Consider the following 24,065-nt stretch of genomic DNA (forward strand, 5'->3'; position numbering starts at 1 on the left):
CCACATGAATATTCTGATCGTTGGGCCCAGTTGGGTCGGTGACATGGTGATGGCGCAGACACTGTTTCAGTGTCTCAAGCAGCGCCACCCACAGTGCGAAATCGACGTGCTGGCCCCGGAGTGGAGCCGGCCGATCCTCGAACGCATGCCCGAAGTGCGCAAGGCCTTGAGCTTCCCGCTCGGCCACGGCGCGCTGGAGCTGGCGACCCGTCGGCGAATCGGCAAATCCCTGGCCGGTCAGTACGACCAGGCGATCCTGCTGCCGAACTCGTTGAAGTCGGCGCTGGTGCCGTTCTTCGCCGGCATCCCGAAACGCACCGGCTGGCGCGGCGAATTCCGCTACGGCCTGCTCAACGACGTGCGCACGCTGGATAAAGAGCGTTATCCGCTGATGATCGAGCGTTTCATGGCGCTGGCTTACGAGCCGAACGCCGAGCTGCCAAAACCTTATCCGCGCCCGAGCCTGCAGATCGATCCGGTGACCCGCGAGGCCGCATTGGCCAAGTTCGGCCTGACCCTCGACCGCCCGGTGCTGGTGCTGTGCCCCGGCGCCGAATTCGGTGAAGCCAAACGCTGGCCGTCCGAGCATTACGCCAAGGTCGCCGAGGCGCGCATCCGTGAAGGCTGGCAGGTCTGGCTGTTCGGTTCGAAGAACGATCACGCGGTGGGCGAAGACATTCGCGCGCGGCTGATTCCGGGCCTGCGCGAAGAGTCCGTGAATCTCAGTGGCGGCACTTCGCTGGCCGAGGCCATCGACCTGATGTCCTGCGCCGACTCGGTGGTCTCGAACGATTCCGGTCTGATGCACGTGGCCGCTGCGCTCAATCGCCCGTTGGTGGCGGTCTACGGTTCGACCTCGCCGGGTTTCACCCCGCCGCTGGCCGAGCATGTGGAAATCGTCCGCCTGGGTCTCGATTGCAGCCCTTGCTTCGATCGCACCTGCCGTTTCGGCCATTACAACTGCCTGCGCCAGCTGATGCCGGACGCGGTCAACGATGCCTTGCAGCGTTTGCAGGGCTCTGTGGTCGAGGTCCATTAACTTGCGGGTATTGCTGATCAAGACTTCATCGCTGGGCGACGTGATTCACGCGTTGCCGGCGCTGAGCGACGCCGCCCGGGCGATTCCCGGGATCAAGTTCGACTGGGTGGTGGAAGAAGGCTTCGCCGAGATTCCGACCTGGCACCCGGCCGTAGGCAAAGTGATTCCGGTGGCGATCCGCCGCTGGCGCAAAAACATCTGGAAAACCATCACCAGCGGCGAGTGGAAACGCTTCAAGCAATCCGTTCGGGCGAACAAATATGACCTGGTGATCGACGCTCAAGGCCTGCTGAAAAGCGCCTGGCTGACCCGCTACGTCAAAGCCCCGGTGGCCGGTCTCGACAAGGGCTCGGCCCGCGAGCCGATCGCCGCGCGTTTTTATGACCGCAAACTGGCGGTGGCCCGTGGGCAGCACGCCGTCGAGCGCGTGCGCCAGTTGTTTGCGATTGCTTTGGGTTACGACTTGCCCAAAGGCCTGGGCGATTACGGCCTCAACGTCGAGCGTCTGGTCGAGCTGCCGCGCAAGAATGCCTACGTGGTGTTCCTCCACGGCACCACCTGGGACACCAAGCACTGGCCGGAAGCCTACTGGCGCGAGCTGACCGAACGGGTCGGCTACCTCGGCGTCGGGATCAAGCTGCCGTGGGGCAATCCGCTGGAGAAGGCCCGGGCCGAGCGCATCGCCGCCGGTTTCAAGCACGCCGAAGTGCTGCCGAAGCTGAACCTGGCCGGGGTCGGCAAGGTATTGGCCGGCGCCCAGGCCTGCGTCGCGGTGGACACCGGCCTCGGTCACCTTGCCGCCGCTTTGTATGTGCCGACGATTTCCCTGTTCGGCCCGACCAATCCGGGCCTGACCGGCGCCTACGGCAAGCTGCAGATTCACCTCGGCAGCGATTTCCCGTGCGCGCCGTGCCTGCAAAAGAAATGTACGTATCAACCGACCGCGCAGGATGCCCGTCAGTTTGACCTGAAACGCGAGTGGCCCCTGTGCTTCACGCGTCTGAATCCCGAGCGTGTTGCCAGCCGACTGAGCACGTTGTTGATGGCTGAGGAGCTGCGCTGATGCAATTGGCTTTTGTCCTGTACAAATATTTCCCGTTCGGCGGTTTGCAGCGCGATTTCATGCGCATCGCCCTCGAATGCCAGAAGCGCGGGCACCAGATCCGCGTCTACACCCTGATCTGGGAAGGCGACGTGCCACCCGGCTTCGAAGTGCTGGTGGCGCCGGTCAAGGCGTTCTTCAATCACCGGCGCAACGAAAAGCTCAGCGCGTGGATGGAAGCGGACCTGGCCAAGCGTCCGGTGGATCGCCTGATCGGCTTCAACAAGATGCCGGGGCTGGACGTCTACTACGCCGCCGACGGTTGCTTCGAAGACAAGGCGCAGAACCTGCGCCATTCGCTGTATCGCCGTTGGGGCCGCTACCGCCACTTCGCCGAATACGAGCGTGCGGTGTTCGCCAAAGACGCGAAGACCGAAGTGCTGATGATTTCCGAAGTGCAGCAGCCGCTGTTCATCAAGTATTACGACACGCCACTTGAGCGCTTCCACCTGCTGCCGCCTGGCATCGCCCAGGATCGCCGCCGTCCGGCGGATGCCGACCAGATTCGCGCCGGTTTCCGCGCCGAATTCAACCTCAAGGACGACGAACTGCTGCTGGTGCAGATCGGTTCCGGGTTCAAGACCAAAGGTGTCGATCGCAGCCTCAAAGCACTGGCCGCATTGCCCGCCGAGCTGAAGAAACGCACCCGGCTGTTTGTAATCGGCCAGGATGACCCCAAATTGTTCCAGATGCAGAGTGCAACATTGGGCCTGGGTGACAACGTGACGTTCCTCAAGGGGCGCAGCGATATCCCGCGTTTCCTGCTCGGCGCCGACCTGTTGATCCACCCGGCGTACAACGAAAACACCGGTACGGTGCTGCTTGAAGCGCTGGTCGCCGGGTTGCCGGTGCTGGTCAGCGCGGTCTGCGGTTATGCCCATTACATCGCCGAGGCCGACGCCGGACGAGTGCTGGACGAGCCGTTCGATCAGGCGCAACTGACGCAATACCTGACTGACATGTTGAACGACGACGCTGCACGGGCGGCCTGGAGCCGCAACGGTCTGGCCTTCGCCGAGACGGCCGACCTCTACAGCATGCCGCAGCACGCGGCCGATGTGATTCTGGCGGAGCACGCTTAAATGAAGTTGATGCTGGCTGAACCGTTCAAGAGCCTGTGGGCCGGACGCGACCCGTTCGCCGAGGTCGAGGGCTTGCAGGGTGAGGTGTACCGCGAGCTGGAAGCCCGCCGGACGTTGCGCACGGAAGTCGACGGCAATGGCTTTTTCGTCAAGATTCACCGCGGTATCGGCTGGGGAGAGATCTTCAAGAACCTGCTGACCGCCAAGCTGCCGGTACTCGGCGCGGGCCAGGAATGGAGAGCCATCCAGCGCTTGCAGGAAGTCGGCGTGCCGACCATGACCGCCGTCGCGTACGGCGAGAAGGGCAGCAACCCGGCGGATCAGCATTCGTTCATCGTCACCGAAGAGCTGGCGCCGACCATCAGTCTCGAAGACTTCAGCATCGACTGGGTCAAGCAACCGCCGGAGCCGAAACTCAAGCGGGCGCTGATCGCCGAGGTCGCGCGCATGACCGGCATGATGCACCGCGCCGGGGTCAACCACCGCGATTGCTACATCTGCCACTTTCTGCTGCACACCGACAAACCGGTGACCCCGGAAGACTTCAAACTCTCGGTGATCGACCTGCACCGTGCCCAGACCCGCCCGGCGATCACCCAGCGCTGGCGCAACAAGGACCTGGCGGCGCTGTACTTTTCCGCGCTGGACATCGGTCTGACCCGCCGCGACAAATTGCGCTTCCTCAAAGGCTATTTCCAGCAACCGCTGCGCCAGATCCTGGCCGAAGAAGCGCCGTTGCTGAGCTGGCTCGAAGGCAAGGCCAACAAGCTCTACGCACGCAAGCAACGTTACGGGGATGCGCTCTGATGGCGGGTTGGAATCTGGAGCCTGAGTACAGTGAACTTGCGCAGTATTTCGGTAGCCTCGAAGCGGTATTTGCTCTGCAGGGCGAGCGCCTGACCCGCGATCCCTTGTCCGAAGTCATTCGCGTGCAGCTCAACGGCGTCAACTATTACGTCAAGCGCTACAGCGGTGCCGGCAAGGGCCTGCGGCGTTATCTGGGCAAGCCCCGGGTGAAGATGGAATGGCAGAACCTCAAGCGCTTCGCCAAGTGGGGCATTCCCACCGCCGAAGTGGTGGCGTGGGGTCTGGAGCGCAACGGCATGGCCTACGATCGCGGGGCGATGATCACCCGTGAACTGCCGCGCACCGAAGACCTGTCGGCACTGGCCGAACGCAACGATCCGAAGCTCAGGGATCGTGCCTGGGTCGACGGCGTCAGCCGGCAACTGGCCGGTTATACACGTGTCATGCACGACCACCGCTTTACCCATAACGATCTGAAGTGGCGCAACCTGCTGATCGACGATCAGGCGCAGTTGTATCTGATCGACTGCCCGAACGGCGATTTCTGGCGCGGTTTCTGGCTCAAATACCGGATCACCAAGGATCTGGCCTGTCTCGACAAGGTGGCCAAGTATCACCTGTCGAACACCCAGCGCCTGCGCTTCTACCTGCAATACCGCCAGCGTGACCGGCTGAATGCCGCCGACAAGCAACGGATTCGCCACGTGGTGAGATTTTTCGAGGGACGCGAATGACTGATTTTCTGGCCGCTGAAGACCGTGCGCTGCTGGAACGCCACGGTCTCGGCACGTTCGATGCGCTGTGGTCCAAGCAGCTCGACGCCGTGGATGAGCCCAACACCGATGGCGGGGGCTGGAGCAGCGTGTTTCGTCTGGAGCTGGAGGGGCATGGCTATTACCTCAAGCGCCAGTGCAATTACCTGACCCGCACCCTGCACGCGCCCTTCGGCGAGCCGACGTTCGCCCGGGAATTTCGCAACATCAGTCGTTACAACAAGCTCGGCATCCCGGCGTTGCAGGCGGCGTTCTTCGGTGAGCGCAAGGTCAACGGCGAAGTCCGTGCGATCCTGCTGACCCGGGCGCTGGATGGCTGGGACGATCTCGATTCGCTGTTGCAGCGCTGGTCGGACCTCGATGCCGCGCAGCAATCGGCGATTCTCAAGTCTTGCGGCCTGTTGGCGCGCCATCTCCACAGCATGCGTCAGGTGCACGGCTGCTTCTATCCAAAGCACATTTTCCTGCGCGCCGAGGGCGACGGCTATCAGGCGCAGTTGATCGACCTGGAAAAGACCCGGCCGTTGCTGTTCGGTCTGCGTGACCGGGTCAAGGACTTGGAACCACTGCTGCGCCGAGCGCCGGAGTGGAGTGACGCGCAATTGCGTGAGTTGCTGGCGGCGTATCTCGATCAGCCGACGGGCAGTTCGCTGGTGGATGCCTGGGTCACGCGGCTGACCGCGCGGCGCAGTCGCAAGGAGACCCGCTGATGCAGCTGTCCGACCTGAAAAATGCCGGGCGCACGCCGAGTCTGCCGCTCACGGTTTCGCTGGCCGATGCGGCGGGCGCCGCCGATTTGCAGTTGCTCAGTCTGTTGCGGGTGTTGCCGGGGCAGCGTTACGTCGGTGCCGGTGTGTGGCGCGGGCGTCCGGTGCTGGCCAAGTTACTGGTCGGCAACAAGGCTGCGCGGCATTTTCAGCGTGAGCTGGAAGGGGTGAAACTGCTCGCTGCTCAGGGCATGACCACGCCGTTGCTGCTGGCTGATGGATTGACGGAGGGCGAGGGTGGCTGGCTGCTGTTCGAGTTCCTCGAAGGTGCCGAAAGCCTGGGCGATGCCTGGAACAAGGTCGAATCCTTGCCGGTGCTGGCCGACGAACAATCGGCGGTGCTGGCCGAAGCGCTTGGTGCCATTGGTCAGTTACACGGCAAAGGTTTGTGGCAGGAAGACCTGCACCTGGACAACCTGTTGCGCCACGGTGGTCAGCTGTATCTGATCGATGGCGCCGGCATCTGTGCAGAAAGTGCCGGCCAGCCATTGTCCCGGCAGAAAGTGCTGGAAAACCTCGGGGTGTTTTTCGCCCAGTTGCCCAAGTCGCTCGAGCCGTTCACCGAAGAATTGCTGGTGTATTACCTGCTGAGCAACAGTGAACACGCGCTGCCGCTGGAGGCCTTGCAAAAGCAGATCGACAAGGTGCGCGCCTGGCGCTTGAAGGACTTCCTGATCAAGGTCGGTCGTGAATGCACGCTGTTCAGCGTCAAGCGCGGCGCGTTCGGTCTGCGGTCGATTCGCCGCGAGGAAGAGCCCGCGATGCTGCCGGTGCTGGAACAGGCCGATGCCTTGCTCGATCAGGGCCATCTGTACAAGACCGGCGGCGCGGCCAGTGTCGGCAAGGTCGAGGTTGCCGGGCGTCCTCTGGTGATCAAGCGTTACAACATCAAGAATTTTGCCCATTGGCTCAAGCGCTTCTGGCGTCCAAGCCGCGCCTGGCATTCCTGGCGCGAAGGCAATCGCCTGGCGTTTCTCGGCATTGCCACACCAAAACCGCTGGCAGTGCTGGAAACCCGCTTTCTCTGGCTGCGCAGCAAGGCTTATCTGATCACCGAGTACCTGGCCGGACCGGACATCATCGAGCGTTTTGCGCCGTATGTTGAAAGCGGTGCGGCGCCGGAAAGCGAGTTGCAGGCGCTGGATCAGCTGTTTGCACGGTTGATCGCCGAACGCATCAGCCATGGCGACTTCAAGGGTCATAACCTGTTCTGGCAGGAAGACCGCTGGGCGCTGATCGATCTGGACTCGATGTGCCAGCACGGCTCGGTGAGCAGCTTCGCTCCGGCCTATGCCCGGGATCGTGCGCGGTTCATGCGCAACTGGCCTGAGAGCAGTGCGCTGTATCAGGTAATTGATCAGCGCTTGCCCAGGGATGTAGCGGGCGCTGCGTGATTATTTTCGCCAGCGCGTAAGACGTTTCTGCAGTTGAATTCGGGTAAGGCATGTGGCGACAAATCCTTGTGATTTGTCCTACGGCCTTTCCGGAAGCCATGAACTGCCCCTCGCAAAACCCCGATGCTAGTTTGCCCCGACGTTCCCGGAGGGCAAATCTTGACCATCAAAAACGCTATCACGATCGGCGCATTATCCCTGGCACTGTCCGGCTGCGGCACCGCCGTCACGGTGTTGCAGGACGACGACGGCGCCACGCGCGGCCTGCGCAAACAGAAGACCTACTGTCAGTCGATTCCGCGCATCTACAGCGGGCTTGCCCATGATTTCTGCCTGCTGCACGCGCCGCCCGATCCTACCGGCATTCTGGTACCGGTCGTCCTGCTCGACCTGACCCTGTCCGGCGTCTTCGACACGGCTTTCCTGCCGTACACGATCTATCGCCAGGCGGTGGACGGGAATATCAGTGTTTATTGGCGATCAAGCCGTGGATAGTCCCATGGACAAGGGTTCTGTGGGTTGAACGACATGGGGCAATTCGCGCAGGGTCATTCCCGCCACGTTTACGCTATAATCCCGCCCTTTAGCTGTCTCTCGCCCGGTGCGAGGGCACATCATTTTTCAAGGCGCATCGCGCCTGAATGCAGACTAAAGAGGCTAGACCCCTGTGGCATTGACGATTCTTGGCCTGTCCGGCGCCCTTAGCCATGATCCTTCAGCAGCCTTGTACATCGACGGCAAGCTGGTCGCGGCGGCTGAGGAAGAGCGCTTCGTGCGCGATAAACATGCAAAGAACCGCATGCCCTACGAATCGGCGAAGTTCTGCCTGGAGCAGGCAGGCATCAAACCGTCCGACGTAGACGTGGTCGCGATTCCGTTCGCTCCGATCAGCATTTTCGGCAAGGCCCGCTGGCAGTACGCCAAGCGTTACTGGTACGCCCCGGACCGTGCACTCGACGCGATCCTGATGGGCAACCGTCGCTACAAGCGCTATCGCAACAAGATCGTCTGGTGTCTGGAGCAACTGGGCTTCGATCCGAAGAAAATCAAGATCGAGCCGGTTGAACACCACTTGGCCCACGCTTCCAGCGCCTACCACTGCTCGGGTTTCAAAGAGAAAACCGCGATCCTCGGCATCGACGGCAAGGGCGAGTACGCCACGACCTTCTTCGGTTATGGCGAGAACGGCAAGATCCACAAGATCAAGGAATTCTTCGATCCGGACTCCCTCGGCGGCCTGTACGGTGCGATCACCGAGTTCCTCGGTTTCGACATGCTCGACGGCGAGTTCAAGGTCATGGGCATGGCGCCGTACGGTGACGCCAGCAAATATGATTTCTCGCGCCTGGCTTCGTTCGAGAACGGCGAGCTGGTGATCAACACCGACTACGCCAACGTGATCGGCCTGCGTCGCTATAAAGAGAAGGGCAAGGGTTACTACTTCTCGCCGAAGCTGATCGAGTGGCTGGGTCCGAAGCGCGAAGGCGATATTGCCGACGAGCCGTACATCCATTACGCCGCCAGCATTCAGGCGCTGTTCGAAAAAATCGCGCTGCAGATGATCGACTACTACCTGGGCGACGTGCTCAAGGAAACCGGCAAACTGGCCTATGCCGGTGGCTGTGCGTTGAACGTCAAGCTCAACCAGAAAATCATCGCCCGTGATGACGTCAAGGAACTGTTCGTACAGCCTGCCTCCGGCGATGCTGGCACCGCAGTCGGCGCAGCAGCTTACGTGTCCAACGCCCGTGGCGTGCCGGTCGAGAAGATGGAACACGTCTACCTCGGCCCGTCGTACAGCAACGAAGACGTGATCGCCGCGTGCGCCCGTCACGAGAACAAGCCGACCTGGCGCAAGCTCGACAACATGCCGGAGCAGATCGCCAAAATCATGGTCGATGGCAACCCGGTGGCCTGGTTCCAGGGCCGCATGGAGTTCGGTCCGCGTGCACTGGGCGGTCGTTCGATCATCGGCTGCCCGAGCGTGGCTGGCGTGGCTGACCGCATCAACCACCAGATCAAGTTCCGCGAGCGCTGGAGGCCTTTCTGCCCGTCGATGCTCGACACCGTTGCGCCGCAGATGATCAAGATCGATCACCCGGCGCCGTTCATGACCTTCACCTTCGAAGTGGCGGAAGAGTGGAAGACCCGCGTGCCGGAAGTCGTCCACGAAGACGGTACGTCCCGGGCTCAGGTGCTCAAGCGCGAATACAACCCGCGCTACTACGACATGATGAAGGCGCTGGAAGTGCTGACCGGCAACGGCGTGTCCCTGAACACCTCGCTCAACCGCCGCGGTGAACCGATGATCTGCTCGCCGACCGATGCCCTGAACATGTTCTTCGGCTCGGATCTGCAGTACCTGATCATGGAAGACATCCTGGTGGTCAAAGAAGGCGCAAACGCTTATGACACGCTCGGCTGAACGCCATGTGCTGCAGTTCTGTCACGGCTATGACGGGCCGTTCCTCGACTGCGCGCGGCAGTACGCCAGCCTGTTCGCGGGCACCGGTTATCGGGTCACCACGGTTTTTTTGACCGGGGCTGCCGATAGCGAGGTGGCCGCAGCCTGCGCCTCCGATGAAGTGTTGTTCATGGAATACAGCTCCAAGGCCATTCGTGGCCTGAAGCTGGGCGCCATCGGCGATCTGCGCAAGATCGCCGCTTCACGCAATTTCAGTTTCTGCATCGCCCATCGCTTCAAGCCGATCTACATCGCCTTGCTCGGCACTTCGCTGCCGGTGATTGGCGTGCATCACGCGTTTGGCGATTACAAACGCGGCTCGCGCAAACTCTTTGCGCAGATTTTCCGCAAGCGTTTGAGCCTGCTCGGCGTGTCCGATGCAGTGCGCGACGACATGCGCCGTTGCCTGCCGAAATGGCCGGCGGCGCGCATCCAGACCCTCTACAACCGCATCGATGTCTCGGCGTTGCAGATGAGTCAGGTGTCGGCCCGTGAAGCCCGCGAGACCCTCGGTCTGTCAGCGGATGCGTTCATTGTCGGCAACGTCGGTCGTCTGCACCCGGACAAGGATCAGGCCACGCTGCTGCACGGTTTTGCTGCGGCATTGTCCGGTCTGCCGGCCAACAGCCAACTGGTGATTCTCGGCAAAGGGCGTCTGGAACAAGACCTCAAGGAACTGGCCCGTGAACTGGGCATCGGTGATCGCGTGTTGTTCCTCGGCCAGGTGCCGGACGCACGCAATTACTTCCGGGCGTTCGATGTGTTTGCCCTGAGTTCCGACCACGAACCGTTCGGCATGGTGCTGCTGGAGGCCATGGCCGCCGGCGTGCCGTTGCTGGCCACGGCGTGCGGCGGGGCGAAGGAAGTGGTCGAAGGCGTCGGGATCCTGTTTCCGCTGGGTGACGCCGAGCATCTGGCCCAGGGCCTGAAACATCTGGCCGGTATGGACGAGCAGCAGCGTCGTCAGTGCGCCGAGATGATGTTCGACCGCCTGCGCGAGCGCTTCTCCGACCGCGCCGTACGCGACACCTTCTGGCATTTGCCGCAAGTTACCGATCTGGCACCGAGGGGCTGATGCTCAACCGATTTCAAGGCTGGCGCGAACGTGGCTGGTCGCCCGTTGACGCCTCAACTTATGCACAGGCCTGGCAGCGATTTGGCGGCAGCGTCGCGACTCATCCCATGGTCGTCGAGCGTCTGGCGGATCTGGCCGGCATCCCGGTGCGCTATCTGGCCTGGGAGCAGCAGGGCGAAATCAAAGCCGCGATCCCGACCTGGGGCCGCGACCTGGCCTTGTCCAAGGACGTGCTCAAGCGCAACGGCAAGAAAGGCCTGTTCGACCTGGGCAACGCCGAGCTGATCCTGCCGGCCGCCGCCGATGCTCAGGCCCCGCTGCGCCATCGTGGGCGCTACCTGTCGGCGCTCAACGAAAACCGCTTCAGCGGCCTCAAGTTGCAGCCCGAACAACTGGCTATGGCCCGTACCCCCGAAGAACTGTCGAAGAAGTTTCGCTACAACCAGCGCCGTGAACTGCGCCTGCTGGAAGAGGCGGGCGGCGTGGTGCGGCCGGTCAGCGACTTCTCCAGTGCGGAGTTGGCGGCGATCTACTGCGACCTGTTCCAGCGTCGCTGGGGTTTCCCGGCCACTGGCGCGGCACGCATGGCCGAAGTCATCGAACTGTTGCGCGAGCTGTTGATCGGCTCGGTGATCTTCCTCAACGACGCACCGATCGCCATCCAACTGGTGTACCGCGTCGAAGCCCCGGAGTGGATCAGCGTCGAGTACATCAACGGCGGCGTCGACCCCGAAACCCGTGAATTCAGCCCCGGCAGCGTCCTGAGTTTTCTCAATACGCAAAGTGCCTGGGAGCAGGCGCGGGCACTGAACAAGCCGCTGCGCTTTTCCTTCGGTCGCGCCGACCGTGAATACAAGGATCGCTGGTGCAATCCTGTGCCGGTCTTCACCGTATGAGTCAGCCCATGAGCCGCAAACAGCAACTGCTCAAACGTCACCGGCGCAATAAACGCATCGGCCTGCTGATCGCACTGATCGTGTTGATCATCCTCGGCGTGCTGGTGGCCTGGTGGTTGCCGCTGGTGCTGGCGGTGGTCGGCTGGATTGCCCACGAAGCGTGGTTCGCCGATCACCTGTTCTATTCGCCGAAAGACGATTACCAATACAGCTTTCCGCCGTTCACTCCGCAGCCAAAAGTGCATTTGAACGGTGAGCAATTGCGCCTCGACGAGGGCGTGATGCTGGTGGACGACGCCACACTGATCCTCGCCGTGAAGGTCAAAAGCAGCTTCCTGGGACGCTTCTTCGATCCTCGGGTCGAGTTGGCCGATGGCGCCCATCCCGACGTGCAGACGTTCGAGCGCGGCGTCAACGGTCTGCGTTATCTGAACCTCAGTGGACAGGCGCAGGCGCTGTCGCAAGGCCAGTTGCGTCTGCGCGGGCGCTTTTGCCGGGTCTCCGGCGAGCCGGTGCTGTGGGCGCTGGAGCAACCGGACTACCGTCAGCAGCGGGTGATGGTCATCGCCCCTCACGCCGACGATGCCGAACTGGCCGCCTACGGACTGTACAGCCAGGCCAAAGAAGCCTGGATCGTGACCCTGACCGCCGGCGAGATCGAAGCCGAACATTATCAACAGATGGGCCTGAACAAGGTCGACGCGGCACGGCTCAAGGGCCGCTTGCGTGCCTGGGACAGTCTTGCCGTACCGCGCTGGGCCGGGGTGCCGCAGGAGCATTGCGTGCAACTCGGGTATTTCTGCCTGCAACTGGCGGCGATGCAGGCTGCGCCGAATCAACCCGTTGGCTCGCGGGAAGCCGATCTGAGCGACACACGCCTGTTCCGTCAGCTGAATCCGTTTGCCTTGCCCGGCGATGCCGACGGCGCGCCGACCTGGAACAATCTGCTGGCCGACCTGCGTGATGTGCTGTTGCGTGCGCGCCCGGATGTGATCGTGCTGCCGCACCCAACGCTCGATCCGCATCCCGACCATATCTGCGCCCAAGAGGCGGTGCTGGCAGCCTTGCGCGGTCTCGATTACCAACCGACGCTGCTCGGTTACGCCAACCACTTGCACGACAACGACCGTTGGCCGATGGGCGACAGCGGGCAGGGCATTGCCCTGCCGCCGACGTTCGATGCGACCCTCGCGATGCAGCCGCTGTGCCTGCCGCTGTCGATCGAACTGCAGCGGGACAAGGCCATGGCGCTGGGCATGATGCATGACCTGCAGCCACCGGCGCCGTTCAAGCGTCGCCTGCGCCGGCTGTTTCAGCGACTGCTGGCTGGTCGGCGTCCATCGGTCTACGGCGAGAACGAATTTTTCCGCAAAGCGGTCAGACGCCAGGAGTTGTTCTGGGTACTGAAGCAGAGCGAAACAGGCGCGACGGGATCGCACCGGGGAGAGGTATGAGTCAACGCGCAAAGGTGCTGCAGCTGCAGCCCGATTACAACGTCAAATCCCATGATTTCGCCGACCTTGCCGAGCAAATCGTCAAGGCGCTGCCGACCGATCGTTACGAAGTGACCGCCGCCTTCCTGCGCGGTAAACCCGGACCGGGCGAGGCGGTCAGCCGTGCCGACCGTTCGGTGTATTTCGAGTTTTCCGACAAGTCCCTCAAAGGCATGCGCCTGCGGGCGATGTGGCAGCTGTACAAGTTCTGCCGCCGGGAAAAGTTCGACGTGGTGATCTGCAACCGCTTCAAACCGGTGAACATGATGCTGACGCTCAACCGCTGGTTGAAAGTGCCGTTGTGCATCGGTATTTCCCACGGCTTCGGCGAGTACGACCGCTTCTACCGTCGTCGCCAGACTCAGCGCCTGATCGACCGCCACTGGCGTTTCGTCGGCGTTTCGCCGGCGGTCAAACAGTACCTGCTGGACTGCGATTGCGGTTTCACTGACCAGAACACGTACGCGATCACCAATGCCATCGACATCGAGCAGGCCGAGGGTTTGCAGCACAGCCGCGAACGTGCGCGCGAATTGCTGGGGATCGATCCGAAGGTGCGCCTGATCGGTGCGCTGGGGCGGCTGGTGTCGGTCAAGGGCCACACTTACCTGTTGCAGGCCTTCGCCCAACTCAAGGACAAATACCCGAACACCCAACTGGCAATCATCGGTGCCGGACGCCTGCAGGCGCCGCTGGCGGCCGAGATCGAACAGTTGGGACTGAGCGGCCGGGCGCACCTGCTGGGCTTCAAGGAAAACGCCCTGCAATACGTGCGCGCGTTCGATATCTGGACCATGCCGTCGCTGGCCGAAGGTCTGGGCCTGGCCTTGCTGGAAGGCATGAGCGGGCATCTGCCGGTGATCGCCTCGAACGTGCCGGCCATGCTGCCGCTGATCGAAGGTGCCGGTGGCCTGTCTATCACCCCCAAGGACGTACCGAGCCTGGTGGCGGCGCTGGACACCTACCTCGCGCTGTCGGATGACGAGCTCAAGGCCAAGGGCGAGCAGGCCTACCGCTATTTGCAGGAACAGCACGACATCGAGGTCTTCCGCCAGGAATACCTGAACCTGATCGACTCCGGCCTGGAGCAGGCCCGCAAGGAACAGCCATGAGCGATACAAGTGCCCTGAGCGGTGCCCAGCCCCTCGTCACCGTCATCATCGCGTCCTACAACCACGGGCCGTACATCGAGGAAAGCATCCTCAGTGTCATCAATCAGACCTACCGGAACATCGAGCTGCTGGTGGTCGACGACGGTTCCAAGGACGACAGCGTTGAGCGCATCAAGGCCCTGCAGGAAAAGCACGGCTTCGATTTTCGTGTGCAGCAGAACCAGGGCCTGACCAATACGCTCAACGGCGCCATCGCGCGGGCCAAGGGCAGCCTGATCGTACCGTTCGGCTCCGACGACATCATGTACCCGGACCGGATCGCCACCCAGGTCGCCTATATGGACGGCAAACCGGAAGTGGGCATCTGCGCCGGCAACATCGAGCTGATGGACGCCGACGGCAATCTCTATCCGGAAAAGCGTCAGCGCCGGGACGTGCCGTTCCGGCGCCTGGATTTTGATGACATGTTCCTGGAGCGCAAACCGTATCCGCCGGCGCCGACCCTGATGATCCGCCGTGAGGCGCTGGACAAGGTGGGCGGGTTCGACCCGACGATTCGTCTTGAAGATCTGTACATCGAGCTGAAAGTGACCCGCGCCGGGTACTTCATCGATGGCCTGAACGTGGTGATGGCGCGCTATCGCAAGCACGCCACCAATTCCTACAAGAACCACCGTTTCATGATCGAAAACATTCTGCGCACCTATGCGCTGTTCAGCGATCATCCGCTGTACGACGAAGTGCGCTACAAGTCGCTCAACTCGATGTTCCTGAAAACCGCCAACCGCGATCGCAAACTGGCGCGGGAGCTGCTGGCGCAGATTCCTTTCAAGGCCTGGAACAAGAAGACCTGGCGCGGTTTGGGCCGGTTGCTGTTCTCGCCGCTGGAAAAGGACTGAGGTCGTTGTCGCTCGCGGTCAGCGAGCGACTTTTTCCGACAGTTTCTTGCTGCCTTTCTGACGCTGGCGAATCCATTGCACCACGTTCCTGCCCGCATTCATGCCGGGTTGCTCGATGTAAAGGAATGTCGCGCTGCTGATCAGAATCAACAGGCACGTGCAGGCAGCCATCAACGGCAGGTAAACCCAGGTCTCACGGGCATCGAGGTCCAGCGCCAGCGGCAGGCGCTGAACCATCAGCCAGAGCACGAAACCATGGAGCAGGTAAGTGCTGTAGCTGATCTCCCCCAGCCAGCGGATGCTGCGCGGTTTCAAGGCGCCGAACAGGGTGTTGCCCGAAGCCACGATCACAAAAAACAGCGACAGCAGAAACAGCGGAGCGGTTTTGAACGCCCGGTTGAACACGGTGAACGCCAATGCCAGCGCCACCAGGGCAATTACGCTGGCCAGCGTCGTGCGGCTCCAGGCCACCAGCTGCGGGCGCCGGACCCAATAGGCGGCGGCAATTCCGCCGAGAAAACTGGCCAGGAAATGCTTCTTGAGCGAATGCTCCCAGCCGACCAACTGGTACAGCGCGTAAATCCCGATCAGGCACAGCACTACTTGCAGCCAGTTGCCGCGATAGACGAATACCAGGGCCGCCAGTGGCAGCGCCAGATAGAAAAACACTTCATAGGCCAGCGTCCAGGTGACGTTGGAGATCAGCATGCCGGTTTGCGGGTACTGGTTGACGTCGGGGCGATCGAACGTCAGCCACAGCAGGCCCTGTTTGAACAGCTGTGACACCGGCTCCTTCAGTTGCCAGTCCTGCAGGTAGAACACGGTGACGAACACCGCCAGCATCAATGGCAGATACAGCGGATACAACCGGAACACTCGCGAAATACCGAAGGCCAGCCAGTCGTGCTGACGGCCCTGGGCCAACAGACGACTCCAGAACAGAAAACCGGTAATCATGAAGAACAGGGCCACGCTGCCCTGGCCCAGCATCGAGTAGAAATTGCTCGGCGGAAATTCGAACACGCCCGTGCGCAGAAAGATCCAGGTAATGATCGAGTGATGCACGAATACACCGAATGCCAGATAGCCGCGCAGGCCATCGATGCTGGCATAGCGGCTTTCACCCGAATGCTGCAGATGGCGTGCGATTTTCGGCACGGCCCGCAGCAGCAACGCGGCGGTGACGGTGGCCAGCAGATAGGCGGCCGGCGCAATGAACGGACTGGTCTGAATCATCAATGAACCCGAGCCGGCGTGTTGCCGGCCAGCACTTGCCTGTGCAGATTGTCTACGGCGGATTTCGACGCCGTTACGGCGTACCCCTGGAGCAGCGCTTCGAGGTGATCCTCGAACAGCCAGCGTTTGTCGACGGTGTAGCGTTGCATGTGGCGCAGATTACGCTGGCGCAGTGACAGGCTGAGGGGTGAAGGGTAGATCCGCAGGTCGGCCAGATCGATCAGCCCGAACTCGCCATCCTCCAGCACCAGCACATTGCCCAGATGCAGCGAGCGGAAATACACACCCTGCTCATGCAGGCCGGCCATGAATTTGCCAAAACGCTCCACCAGCGCCTGTCGCACGGCCGGCGCGGTGATTCCCTGCAAGACCTGGCGCAGGGTATGGCCTGGCAGCGGCGTGTAATGTACGGCACTGCTGCCGTCGTCGAGGCGATACAGGTTCAGCACCTGGGGCGTGGGAATGCCCATCCGGCGCAATTGCTCGCTGTTGACGGCAAACCGCTCGGAATACGGATTGAAACTGCCCGAGGTATACCAGCGGCGGCGGCGAAACAGCTTGAGAAAGCTGCCATCGGACAGGCGCAGCACCTTCGGCCCCAGACCGTCCTCTTCAATCACCTGAGCGTCAGTACTCAGCTGTTGCAGCGCGGATGCCGAAAGCTTCCGGACCGGCATCGTCAAAAGGCGTCGGGCACGCTGATTGATGCTCAGGGCTGCAATCAGTGCCAGCGGAATCCACAGCAGGAACCAGTGCTCCTTGGGTCTCGAGATGATCCCGCCACCCTCGGTCAGTCCGGCACCGATGCCGAAGACCAGCCAGGTCGAGGCGATGATCAGCAGCGGCTGCACGCGCTGGCGCCAACTGCTCAGCAACCCCCAGGCCTGAAAAAACAGCCAGGGCAGCATGCCGAGGATGCCGACGTAATAAAGCACGCCCAGCGCAAAACTGTGCGGTTCCTGAAAGTTGTAACCGACACCCGGGTCAATCGCCAGTGCTGCGTTGTAGCCGTGGCCGATCCATGGGTGTTCGGCGATTTTTTCCAGGGCTTGCTGCCAGATTTCGAAACGGTAGGAGTCACCGCGTTCGATGATCATCTTCGAGAACAGCACCGACACGGCTGCACCAGCGACCGCCAATGTCCCCAGCAGCACCAGCGAGCGTCGGTTCCAGCAAATCAGGCTCAGCCACAATGCCGCCATGGTCAGCGCCACCAGCGGGGTGCGCGAGCCGGTCCCGATCACGGCCATGAACATGATCAGCATCGCGGGGATGCTGAGCCAGTACAGCCGGCGATTCTTGCAGGTCATGCTCAGGCTGAGCCAGTAGGCGCAGAAAAATCCGAACAGATGGGAGCTGAGCAACGGGTTGTCAAACGCGCCGCCGCCGATCAGGCGCTCGCCGGGTGCAGAGTGGAGCACGAATGGAATCAGGAAAATGATCGTTGCGACCAGGGCCACCAGCGCGGCGCCGAACAGTAATGGCGAAAGAATGTCGCTGCGGTAACGAACCAGCAGGAAACACCCGGCGAACAGCATCAGGGTATGCAGCGGGGGTTTGAACATGCCGCCTATCGGCTCCCCCTGCGGCCCCCAGCAAAGGCTCAGCAGTGCCCAGGCGGCAAACAGCAGCAACGCAATGAATACTGGCTCACGCAGCATTTCCTTGAGTTCCCTGGGGCGCAGGCACAGTGCAATCAGCGTCGGAATGCTGAACAAACCGTAAAACAGCTTGTGATGAATACTGCGACCCGGCAGGAAAAACAGCGCGCACAAGAGCAGGAAGTAGCCGACGGGAAGTATCCACAGGCTGATGAAATCGAAAATTCGATTGGACGTACTGCTGAAGCCGCGAAGTTGCATGCTGAGAGATTCAATCCTGAAGTTGATCGGCCATTTCGATGATGGCTATTTGACGCTGAAAAAGACGCATAACAATAACAGCCTTTGGCCGATTGCCAGAACCCTGAAGAAGCTGTGCTAAAGTCAGCGTCCTTTTTATCGACTTTCGCGTGATATGACCGACTCCAGTCCCGCCGCAAGCCCTTCGAGCTTGAAAATCTACTTCCGCCTGCTCGGCTATGTCCGGCCGTACATCAGTCTGTTCCTGATCAGCATCGTCGGTTTTCTGATTTTTGCCTCGACCCAGCCGATGCTCGGCTACATCCTCAAGTACTTTGTCGACGGTCTGTCCAATCCCGAGGCAGTACTGTTTCCCACCGTGCCTTACCTGCGCGACCTGCAACTGCTGCAGGCCGTACCGCTGCTGATCATCCTGATCGCCGCCTGGCAGGGGCTGGGATCTTATCTGGGCAACTATTTCCTGGCCAAGGTTTCCCTGGGCCTGGTGCATGACCTGCGGGTACAGCTCTTCAACAACCTGCTGGTCCTGCCCAACCGTTATTTCGACAAGCATAACTCCGGTCACCTGATTTCGCGCATCACCTTCAACGTGACAATGGTCACGGGGGCGGCAACAGATGCGATCAAGGTCGTAATCCGTGAAGGCATGACGGTGATCTTCCTGTTCGCCTCCCTGCTGTTCATGAACTGGAAGCTGACGCTGGTGATGGTTGCGATCCTGCCGCTGATCGCCGTGATGGTGCGCACCGCCAGCAAGAAATTCCGCAAGCAGAGCAAGAAAATCCAGCTGGCCATGGGCGACGTGACCCACGTGGCGTCGGAAACCATCCAGGGCTATCGCGTGGTACGCAGCTTTGGCGGCGAAGCCTACGAGGAAAAGCGCTTCCTCGATGCCAGCCAGGGCAATACCGACAAGCAGCTGCGCATGACCCGCACCGGGGCTATCTACACGCCGCTGCTGCAACTGGTGATCTACAGCGCTATGGCGATCCTGATGTTCCTCGTGCTGTACCTTCGCGGCGACGCCTCGGCCGGTGACATGGTCGCCTACATCACGCTCGCGGGCCTGCTGCCCAAACCGATCCGTCAGTTGTCCGAAGTCAGTTCGACCATCCAGAAAGGCGTGGCCGGGGCCGAAAGCATTTTCGAGCAACTGGACGTCGAGCCGGAAGTCGATACCGGCACGGTCGAGCGCGACTCGGTCAGCGGTCGCCTCGATGTACGCAACCTGAGCTTCACCTATCCGGGCACCGAGCGTCAGGTGCTCGATGACATCAGTTTCTCGGTCGAGCCGGGGCAGATGGTGGCGCTGGTGGGGCGTTCGGGCAGCGGCAAGTCGACCCTGGCCAACCTGATCCCGCGCTTCTATCACCACGACAAGGGCGAGATCCTGATCGACGGTGTGGAAGTCGAGCAATACAAGCTGCTCAATCTGCGTCGCCACATTGCTCAGGTCACCCAGCACGTCACGCTGTTCAGCGACACCGTGGCCAACAATATCGCCTATGGCGATCTGGCAGGGGCACCGCGCGAAGACATCGAAAAAGCAGCGCGTGATGCCTACGCGATGGACTTCATTTCGCAACTGCCCGAAGGCCTGGACACTCAGGTCGGCGAGAACGGCGTGCTGCTTTCCGGCGGCCAGCGCCAGCGTCTGGCGATTGCCCGGGCCTTGCTCAAGAACGCGCCGCTGCTGATTCTCGACGAGGCCACCTCGGCCCTCGACACCGAATCCGAGCGACACATTCAAGCTGCCCTGGATCAAGTGATGAAGGGCCGTACCACGCTGGTGATCGCTCACCGTCTGTCGACCATCGAGAAAGCCGACCTGATTCTGGTCATGGATCAGGGTCGGATCGTCGAGCGCGGCACTCACGACGACCTGCTGGCACAGAACGGCTATTACGCGCGTCTCAACGCCATGGGCCTTGACGCCCCGGCCGAAGACATCGCCTGATCCCCCGGAAAACCTTGTGGGAGCGAGCCTGCTCGCGACAGCGGTGCAACAGTCAACATCAATGTTGAAGGTGCATGCGTCATCGCGAGCAGGCTCGCTCCCACATTCATTTGTATCCAGTCCTTTACCCTTCTTGACCAAACCGGCATAAAACCGGCCGTCGCGCTTGTTAAGGTTCCTGAACGAACTCTGACTTCAATCGAAGGGGCCATCCTCTTCGCGCGGGTGCTGGCATGCTGCAACGTTATCTGTGGAAATTGCTGCCCAAGCCGCAGCGGGCCTTTCTGCTGGGGCGCCTGTCGGTGGTCGACCGGCAAGTGGTGAACAAGTCGATGTCGGCCAGTCTGGCGTTTCCCGCTGCCTTCGAGCAGCGCGACTGTCTGTTTATCCACGTGCCCAAATGCGCCGGCAGCAGCTTGTGTGCGGCGATGTTCGACGGCTGGCGTCCGGGACACTTGCCGTTGTACTGGTACGAAGAGCAATTTCCCGAGCAATATGCCGCCGCCTACAAGTTCGCCTTTGTGCGCGACCCGCTGGAGCGCGCCTATTCGGCTTACGCCTTTTTGCATGGCAACACCTTGAGCGGGCGCGATCACGCCGCTCAGCAAATGGTTCGCCAGTATCGGGATTTTGATGACTTTGTCGCACGCTGGCTGCACCCGGAGACGATCTCGCGGCAACTGCACTTTGCTGCGCAAACCGACTTTCTCACCGATTCACTGGGGCATCTGGCCCTGGACTTCATCGGTTACCAGGAGCATCTCGAGCAGGATTTCAAACAGGTCTGCGAGCGCTTGGGGATGGTGTGTCAGTTGCCGCACGTCAACAGCTCCCGGCAGCGCCAACCGCTGAAGGCGCGGGAGTTCTGCACGGCGCGAACCCGTCGGCTGGTGCGTCGGGCCTATCAGCGTGACTACGAGTTGCTCGGTTATGAATGAGGCTCTGCGCAGTCTGGCGACATTGCCTGTCATCAGCCCCTATAGCCTTGCGCTGTCTCGCCAGGCGCGAGCCGCGCTCAAGGGGCAGCGGCCGCGTTGCCTGTGGCTGACCGGACTGTCCGGCGCCGGCAAGTCGACCCTGGCCAATTCGCTGGACCTGCACTTGCATCAGTTCGGGCTGCACACATTTCTGCTCGATGGCGACAACGTACGCAACGGATTGTGTCGTGATCTGGGCATGGACGATGCCGGCCGCCGGGAAAACATCCGGCGCATGGCGGAAGTCGCCCGGCTGATGGTCGATGCCGGCCTGATTGTCATCGTCGCAGCGATCTCGCCATTTCGTGCCGAGCGAGACGCTGCGCGGCAACTGTTTGCCAAGGGCGACTTCATCGAAGTGCATGTGAGCACTTCGCTCAAAGAGTGTGAGCGTCGTGATCCTAAAGGCTTGTATCAGGCCGTACGTCAGGGCCGTATCCAGCATTTCACTGGTATCGACAGCCCTTACGAGGCGCCGTTGGCGGCGGAGTGCCGGATCGACACGCAAGCCCTCGAGTTGAGCGAAGCCTGCGAGCGGTTGGCAACTTTTCTGCTTAAAAAATGAGCAAAAAAGCCAGCTGTTTCATCCTGTTGCAGCCACCGCACAAGCCTTCGCCAACCCTGTGTTAATATCGCGCCCCTGTTCATTTTGTATGTGGGTTGCTCCATGAAGTTGTCCATGCCGCGATTCGATCAAGCCCCTGTCTTGGTGGTCGGCGATGTCATGCTCGACCGTTACTGGCATGGTGGTACCTCACGGATTTCCCCTGAGGCGCCGGTTCCTGTCGTTAAAGTCGAGCAAATCGAAGACCGTCCGGGCGGTGCCGCCAACGTTGCCTTGAACATTGCCGCGCTGGGTGCGCCGGCGTCGCTGGTCGGTGTGACCGGTGACGACGAAGCCGCCGACAGCCTGAGCAACAGCCTCAAGGGTGCGGGCGTGCGAGCCTTGTTTCAACGCATCGCGCACCAGCCGACCATCGTCAAGCTGCGGGTCATGAGCCGGCACCAGCAATTGCTGCGTATCGACTTCGAAGAACCGTTCGCCACCGACGCCCTGGCCCTCGGCGCGCAGGTCGATGATCTGCTCGAAGGCATCAAGGTGCTGGTGCTGTCCGACTACGGCAAAGGTGCCCTGAAAAACCATCAGGCGCTGATCCGGGCCGCTCGTGCCAAAGGCATTCCGGTGCTGGCCGACCCGAAGGGCAAGGATTTCTCGATCTACCGTGGCGCGAGCCTGATCACCCCGAACCTCAGCGAATTCGAAGCCATCGTCGGCGGTTGCGCCGATGAGCACGAGCTGGTGGCCAAGGGCGCGACGCTGATGCATGACCTGGATCTCGGCGCGCTGCTGGTGACCCGTGGCGAACACGGCATGACCCTGCTGCGTCCGGATCATCCGGCCCTGCATCTGCCTGCGCGGGCCCGTGAAGTGTTCGACGTGACCGGTGCTGGCGATACGGTGATTTCTACCTTGGCAGCCGCGATTGCCGCTGGCGAAGAATTGCCGCACGCGGTAGCGCTGGCCAACCTGGCAGCGGGCATCGTGGTCGGCAAGCTGGGTACTGCGGCGATCAGCGCCCCGGAACTGCGTCGCGCCATTCAGCGTGAAGAAGGTTCCGAGCGTGGCGTGCTGGGTCTGGAGCAACTGCTGCTGGCAGTTGCCGATGCCCGGGCGCACAACGAGCGGATCGTGTTCACCAATGGCTGCTTCGACATCCTGCACGCCGGCCACGTGACCTACCTCGAGCAGGCGCGAGCGCAGGGCGATCGGCTGATCGTCGCGATCAACGACGATGCTTCGGTCAGCCGCCTGAAAGGGCCGGGCCGGCCGATCAACAGTGTTGACCGGCGCATGGCGGTTCTCGCCGGTCTCGGCGCGGTGGACTGGGTGATCAGCTTCGCCGAAGGCACCCCGGAAAACCTGCTGCGCGAGGTCAAGCCGGACGTGCTGGTGAAGGGTGGCGATTACGGCATCGATCAAGTGGTCGGCGCCGATATCGTCAAAGCCTATGGCGGCACCGTTAAAGTGCTGGGGCTGGTGGAAAACAGCTCGACCACGGCGATTGTGGAAAAAATCCGCAAGTCCGAGTGATGCAAACATAAAGACCGCGCCTGCGACGACTCTCCGGAGTTACTCGCAGGCGCGGTCTTTTGCCGTTCAGGAATTCACTTTCTTGCGCGGCACGATTTTCTTCAGCAGCTGCTTCGCCTTGCCGCGCAACCGCGCGAGCCCCGAGTCCTTGGGTGGCGGCGTCAAACCCTGCTGGCGCAACCAGTCTTTCCAGCGAATCCGCTCATCGCGCACCAGCCAGCCGTCCTGCCGGGCGAAACTTTCCGCCAGATAAAGACCGCGAGTGCCCGCCGGGTACAACTGACCTTTCTTCAGCGTATACAACTCAGGCAGCGGTTCGCCGTCCTGCAACGGCATCAAGTACAGATCGGGGCGCTTGCGGTCGAGCCGGGCGACCAATTGATCGCCTTCCAGCCGTTCATCGACATGGAACAGGCTGAGGTTCTTGGCTTCCTTGGGCACGTCCAGCCGCAGGTCGTAGATCAATTGCAGGGACGCGGTCGGCAAGTGCACGTAAGCCCTCGGCCGTTCGAGCAATTGCAGATTGGCGCAGCGCACCGGCCGCGCCGAGCCGGACAGCGGCGTCAGGCGAAAGGGCAGGGCCTCGCGATAATGCAGCGCCGATGAGTACGGCGCCGGCAGCCAGGTGTCGTTGAAACGCCCGCCGAGCCAGCCTTCCGGTGTTTCCAGCAGGCATTCTTCGGCAATTTCCTGGATCGCCGTGTGCAGCGGAATGTTCAGCTCATGGGCCGGCACGTAGCCGGAGATCAGCTTGAGCACCACATCGCCGCGATCCTGCCGCCGCTGGCGTACCAGCACCCAATAATCGCGATTCTGCCAGTGCAGGGTCAGGCGCACCGAGACGCCGAGGTTGGCCAGCTCCAGCGCAAAGCGCTCGGCATCGGCCACGCTGACCGGCTTGCGCCGCTGCAGGGTCTGGGCGAAATTCAACGGCATGCCCACGCTCTGGTAGGTCAGGCCTTCCGGCGTGGCTTCGACGAACAGCGGCAGCGTCTTGAAGTTGCTCGGGTTCTTTCTGATGAGCGTACGCGGCATGTC

21 protein-coding genes are annotated in these 24,065 nt (G+C 61.6%); 18 read left to right on the forward strand and 3 right to left on the reverse strand.

The genetic code is table 11. The annotated features are described in order from the left end of the window. Positions 1-4 precede the first annotated feature (4 nt). From waaF to ACEN93_RS19315, 14 genes are all read left to right on the forward strand, one after another. Positions 5-1,039: a lipopolysaccharide heptosyltransferase II gene (gene waaF, locus ACEN93_RS19250; RefSeq protein ID WP_039766536.1), complete on the forward strand. Its 1,035-nt coding sequence runs from the start codon at positions 5-7 to the stop codon at positions 1,037-1,039. A 1-nt stretch (position 1,040) separates the two neighbouring features. Continuing rightward, positions 1,041-2,102, forward strand: a complete 1,062-nt coding sequence (gene waaC / locus ACEN93_RS19255) for a lipopolysaccharide heptosyltransferase I (RefSeq protein WP_495610387.1) — start codon at positions 1,041-1,043, stop codon at positions 2,100-2,102. Continuing rightward, positions 2,102-3,223 (forward strand): glycosyltransferase family 4 protein, encoded by a 1,122-nt coding sequence (locus ACEN93_RS19260; protein ID WP_039766540.1) that lies wholly within the window; start codon positions 2,102-2,104, stop codon positions 3,221-3,223. Before waaC ends, ACEN93_RS19260 begins: the two co-directional genes overlap by 1 nt. Next, entirely contained in the window at positions 3,224-4,030 is an 807-nt protein-coding gene (rfaP, locus tag ACEN93_RS19265) for a lipopolysaccharide core heptose(I) kinase RfaP (protein WP_495610388.1), read from the forward strand. After that, entirely contained in the window at positions 4,030-4,764 is a 735-nt protein-coding gene (locus ACEN93_RS19270) for a lipopolysaccharide kinase InaA family protein (RefSeq protein WP_039766546.1), read from the forward strand. Before rfaP ends, ACEN93_RS19270 begins: the two co-directional genes overlap by 1 nt. Continuing rightward, positions 4,761-5,513 (forward strand): lipopolysaccharide kinase InaA family protein, encoded by a 753-nt coding sequence (locus ACEN93_RS19275; RefSeq protein ID WP_103386570.1) that lies wholly within the window; start codon positions 4,761-4,763, stop codon positions 5,511-5,513. Before ACEN93_RS19270 ends, ACEN93_RS19275 begins: the two co-directional genes overlap by 4 nt. Further along, positions 5,513-6,964, forward strand: a complete 1,452-nt coding sequence (locus ACEN93_RS19280; RefSeq protein WP_495610389.1) for a lipopolysaccharide kinase InaA family protein — start codon at positions 5,513-5,515, stop codon at positions 6,962-6,964. Before ACEN93_RS19275 ends, ACEN93_RS19280 begins: the two co-directional genes overlap by 1 nt. Positions 6,965-7,123: 159 nt before the next feature. Continuing rightward, positions 7,124-7,459: a YceK/YidQ family lipoprotein gene (locus tag ACEN93_RS19285; RefSeq protein WP_490841926.1), complete on the forward strand. Its 336-nt coding sequence runs from the start codon at positions 7,124-7,126 to the stop codon at positions 7,457-7,459. 172 nt (positions 7,460-7,631) lie between these two features. Next, a complete protein-coding gene (locus tag ACEN93_RS19290; protein ID WP_007952261.1) occupies positions 7,632-9,389 on the forward strand; it encodes a carbamoyltransferase family protein in 1,758 nt (585 codons plus the stop codon). Then, entirely contained in the window at positions 9,373-10,503 is a 1,131-nt protein-coding gene (locus tag ACEN93_RS19295; protein ID WP_103386572.1) for a glycosyltransferase, read from the forward strand. The genes ACEN93_RS19290 and ACEN93_RS19295 overlap by 17 nt, the downstream gene beginning before the upstream one ends. Next, the gene (locus ACEN93_RS19300; protein WP_039766559.1) at positions 10,503-11,399 is read left to right on the forward strand and encodes an antimicrobial resistance protein Mig-14; all 897 of its coding nucleotides are present in this window, start codon (positions 10,503-10,505) and stop codon (positions 11,397-11,399) included. The genes ACEN93_RS19295 and ACEN93_RS19300 overlap by 1 nt, the downstream gene beginning before the upstream one ends. Before the next feature lie 8 nt (positions 11,400-11,407). Beyond that, positions 11,408-12,853 carry a PIG-L deacetylase family protein gene (locus ACEN93_RS19305; RefSeq protein ID WP_495610390.1) on the forward strand — a complete coding sequence of 482 codons (1,446 nt, stop codon included), beginning with the start codon at positions 11,408-11,410 and terminating at the stop codon, positions 12,851-12,853. Next, positions 12,850-14,004: a glycosyltransferase family 4 protein gene (locus tag ACEN93_RS19310; protein WP_039766564.1), complete on the forward strand. Its 1,155-nt coding sequence runs from the start codon at positions 12,850-12,852 to the stop codon at positions 14,002-14,004. The genes ACEN93_RS19305 and ACEN93_RS19310 overlap by 4 nt, the downstream gene beginning before the upstream one ends. Before the next feature lie 14 nt (positions 14,005-14,018). Then, positions 14,019-14,903 (forward strand): glycosyltransferase, encoded by an 885-nt coding sequence (locus ACEN93_RS19315; protein WP_039766775.1) that lies wholly within the window; start codon positions 14,019-14,021, stop codon positions 14,901-14,903. An 18-nt stretch (positions 14,904-14,921) separates the two neighbouring features. On the opposite strand, the gene ACEN93_RS19320 is transcribed toward ACEN93_RS19315, so the two are convergent. Both ACEN93_RS19320 and ACEN93_RS19325 read right to left on the reverse strand, forming a co-directional pair. Beyond that, positions 14,922-16,139 carry an acyltransferase family protein gene (locus tag ACEN93_RS19320; RefSeq protein ID WP_085667713.1) on the reverse strand — a complete coding sequence of 406 codons (1,218 nt, stop codon included), beginning with the start codon at positions 16,137-16,139 and terminating at the stop codon, positions 14,922-14,924. Continuing rightward, on the reverse strand, positions 16,139-18,001 hold the full coding sequence (locus ACEN93_RS19325; protein WP_085667714.1) for a bifunctional O-antigen ligase/aminoglycoside phosphotransferase family protein: 1,863 nt from the start codon (positions 17,999-18,001) through the stop codon (positions 16,139-16,141). The genes ACEN93_RS19320 and ACEN93_RS19325 overlap by 1 nt, the downstream gene beginning before the upstream one ends. A 154-nt stretch (positions 18,002-18,155) precedes the next feature. Here ACEN93_RS19325 and msbA point away from each other — a divergent pair, with 154 nt between their 5' ends. The 4 genes from msbA to hldE all read left to right on the forward strand — a co-directional run bounded on the left by msbA (position 18,156) and on the right by hldE (position 23,027). Further along, positions 18,156-19,958, forward strand: a complete 1,803-nt coding sequence (gene msbA, locus ACEN93_RS19330) for a lipid A export permease/ATP-binding protein MsbA (protein ID WP_039766570.1) — start codon at positions 18,156-18,158, stop codon at positions 19,956-19,958. 233 nt (positions 19,959-20,191) lie between these two features. Then, positions 20,192-20,896 carry a sulfotransferase family 2 domain-containing protein gene (locus ACEN93_RS19335; protein ID WP_074689613.1) on the forward strand — a complete coding sequence of 235 codons (705 nt, stop codon included), beginning with the start codon at positions 20,192-20,194 and terminating at the stop codon, positions 20,894-20,896. Then, on the forward strand, positions 20,889-21,500 hold the full coding sequence (gene cysC, locus ACEN93_RS19340) for an adenylyl-sulfate kinase (protein WP_495610391.1): 612 nt from the start codon (positions 20,889-20,891) through the stop codon (positions 21,498-21,500). The genes ACEN93_RS19335 and cysC overlap by 8 nt, the downstream gene beginning before the upstream one ends. Positions 21,501-21,602: 102 nt before the next feature. After that, positions 21,603-23,027, forward strand: a complete 1,425-nt coding sequence (gene hldE, locus ACEN93_RS19345) for a bifunctional D-glycero-beta-D-manno-heptose-7-phosphate kinase/D-glycero-beta-D-manno-heptose 1-phosphate adenylyltransferase HldE (RefSeq protein WP_039766576.1) — start codon at positions 21,603-21,605, stop codon at positions 23,025-23,027. Between the two features lie 66 nt (positions 23,028-23,093). Here the strand turns inward: hldE and ACEN93_RS19350 are convergent, their stop codons facing one another. After that, the gene (locus ACEN93_RS19350) at positions 23,094-24,062 is read right to left on the reverse strand and encodes a metal ABC transporter ATPase (RefSeq protein ID WP_495610392.1); all 969 of its coding nucleotides are present in this window, start codon (positions 24,060-24,062) and stop codon (positions 23,094-23,096) included. Positions 24,063-24,065 lie beyond the last annotated feature (3 nt).

This window comes from Pseudomonas sp. Pseusp21 (assembly GCF_059492145.1).